Here is a 2,198-nt window from a genome sequence, read left to right on the forward strand (position 1 = left end):
GGATCGTCGAGCAGCTCGCCGCCTGCGGCGTGACCGGCGTCCGGGTCGACCCCCGCTGCACCATCGAGACCCCCGACCTCTTCTCTTACCGGCGGGACGGCCGCACCGGCCGCTTCGCCGGGTTCGTATGGCTGAAGGACGACGAGAGCGATGACCCCGAGGACCGCTAGCGGGCCGGCGGCGCGCGGCGCGGAGCTGGCGGCCAACCTCGCGGAGGTGCGGGAGCGGATCGACGCCGCCTGCGCCGCCGCGGGACGGGCCGCCGGCGACGTGACGCTCGTCGCGGTGACCAAGACCTTCCCCGCCTCGGACGTGCGGCTGCTGGCCGGACTCGGCCTCCACCAGGTCGCCGAGAACCGCGACCAGGAGGCCGCGCCGAAGGCGTCCGAGTGCGCCGATCTGGGGCTGACCTGGCATTTCGTCGGGCAGTTGCAGACCAACAAGGCCAAGTCGGTGGCGTCCTACGCCGACGTCGTCCAGTCGGTCGACCGGGCGCGGCTCGTCCGGGCGCTGTCCCAGGCCGCCGAGGCGGCCGGCCGCACGCTGCGCTGCCTGGTGCAGGTCTCCCTGGACGAGGGGGAGGGCCGCGGCGGCGCGGCCCCGGCCGACGTGCCGGCCCTCGCCGAGGAGATCGCCGCGGCGAGCGGCCTGGAGCTGGGCGGGGTGATGGCCGTCGCCCCCCTCGGGGCCGATCCGCGGCCCGCGTTCGAGCGGCTCGCCGGGGTCGCAAATGAGATGCGGCTCGCACATCCGGGTGCCACGATCATGTCGGCGGGCATGAGCGGCGACCTGGAGGCCGCGATCGCGTGTGGCGCGACACACGTGCGTGTCGGTACGGCGTTGCTCGGCGGCCGGAGCGCAATCGTCAGGTAATGTCCCCCCAGTGGCGGCCGTCCGGACGGCGGTTTCCACAGGCAGGCGGAAGAGTCCGACGGCGGCGCCAGGCCCGGCAGGGGGCGCCGGTGCCGCGGCCACAGGACGACGGAGGGGCGTATGGCCAGCGCGATGCGCAAGATGGCGGTCTACCTCGGCCTTGTGGAGGACGACCGCTACGACGAGAAGTTCAGCAAGTACGACAAGTACGACGACTACGACGAGTACGAGGTCTACGACGACGAGACCGACCCGGTCCCGGGTCGGCGCGGCGGCCACCGCGAGGACGAGGCGGGCGTTCAGCCTACCCGAGCCGACGACGTGGCGGACCGGGAACGCGATCTCGTCGCGGCGGCCCCGGACCGGCGGTCCGTGGCGCTCTACGAGTCCTCCGCCACCACCGACCTTGCGCGCATCACTACGCTGCACCCCAGGACCTACAACGAAGCCAGGACCATTGGGGAGCACTTCCGTGAGGGCACGCCGGTCATCATGAACCTGACCGAGATGGTCGACAGCGACGCCAAGCGCCTGGTCGACTTCGCGGCAGGTCTGGTGTTCGGCCTGCACGGCAGCATCGAGCGTGTTACGAACAAGGTGTTCCTCCTGTCGCCCGCCAACGTGGAGGTGACGGCGGAGGACAAGGCCCGGATGGCGGAACGAGGGTTCTTCAACCAGAGCTGACAGCCGAGACCGAGAGAGCGTTCGTGCATATCGTTGGACTGATCCTGCAATACGTCCTGTACCTGTTCCTCCTGTTCCTCATCGGGAGGCTGGTCCTCGAAGTCCTGCGGTCGTTCGCCCGGGAGTGGCGGCCGACGGGGGTGGTCCTGGTCATAGCCGAGACCGTCTACACCGTCACCGATCCGCCACTGAAGCTTCTCCGGCGTTTCATCCCACCCATACGGCTGGGTAACGTGGCACTGGACCTCAGCTTCACATTCCTCTTCCTTGTGGTCTGGGTCTTGATCATCTTCGTGCAGATGCTCTGATCAGATACCGTCCTTATCCGGACAGGACTCCAAGCGCGCCAAGGAGACGAACATGCCGCTGACACCCGCCGACGTGCGGAACAAGCAGTTCAGTACCACCAGGCTCAGGCCGGGGTACGACGAGGAGGAGGTGGACGCGTTCCTCGACGAGGTCGAGGCCGAACTCGACCGCCTCATCCAGGAGAACGAGGAGCTGCGCGCCAAGCTCGCCGAGTGCCTGCGCGGCAAGGTTCCGGCCATGGCCGCCCCCATCGTCGAGCCCAAGCCGGACGTCACCAAGATCCCCGAGCCGCCGCGGCCGGAGCCGCAGCCCGAGCCCGAGCCCGCGCAGCT

Annotated in this window: 5 protein-coding genes; all 5 read left to right on the forward strand. The window is 69.7% G+C overall.

Features of this window, described 5'->3' with window-relative positions; all coding sequences use genetic code 11:
- Window positions 1–2: 2 nt before the first annotated feature.
- Complete coding sequence (locus AB0J52_RS37255) at window positions 3–170, forward strand: laccase domain-containing protein (RefSeq protein WP_500187652.1); 168 nt, start codon at window positions 3–5, stop codon at window positions 168–170.
- Entirely contained in the window at window positions 151–873 is a 723-nt protein-coding gene (locus AB0J52_RS37260; protein WP_500187647.1) for a YggS family pyridoxal phosphate-dependent enzyme, read from the forward strand. Before AB0J52_RS37255 ends, AB0J52_RS37260 begins: the two co-directional genes overlap by 20 nt.
- 120 nt (window positions 874–993) lie before the next feature.
- A complete protein-coding gene (locus AB0J52_RS37265) occupies window positions 994–1,557 on the forward strand; it encodes a cell division protein SepF (RefSeq protein ID WP_500187648.1) in 564 nt (187 codons plus the stop codon).
- A gap of 23 nt (window positions 1,558–1,580) precedes the next feature.
- The gene (locus AB0J52_RS37270; protein WP_500187649.1) at window positions 1,581–1,865 is read left to right on the forward strand and encodes a YggT family protein; all 285 of its coding nucleotides are present in this window, start codon (window positions 1,581–1,583) and stop codon (window positions 1,863–1,865) included.
- Between the two features lie 52 nt (window positions 1,866–1,917).
- Window positions 1,918–2,198, forward strand: a 281-nt coding sequence (locus AB0J52_RS37275) for a DivIVA domain-containing protein (RefSeq protein ID WP_500187651.1), incomplete at its 3' end; no start/stop codon positions are given.

Source organism: Spirillospora sp. NPDC049652, from assembly GCF_040675125.1.
In the GTDB taxonomy this organism is placed as follows: Bacteria; Actinomycetota; Actinomycetes; order Streptosporangiales; family Streptosporangiaceae; genus Spirillospora.

What these genes read in the sequence shown, in the direction of transcription:
- AB0J52_RS37265 (WP_500187648.1), top strand. Translation starts at nt 994, where the DNA reads ATGGCCAGCGCGATGCGCAAGATGGCGGTCTACCTCGGCCTTGTGGAG.
- AB0J52_RS37260 (WP_500187647.1), top strand. Translation starts at nt 151, where the DNA reads ATGACCCCGAGGACCGCTAGCGGGCCGGCGGCGCGCGGCGCGGAGCTG.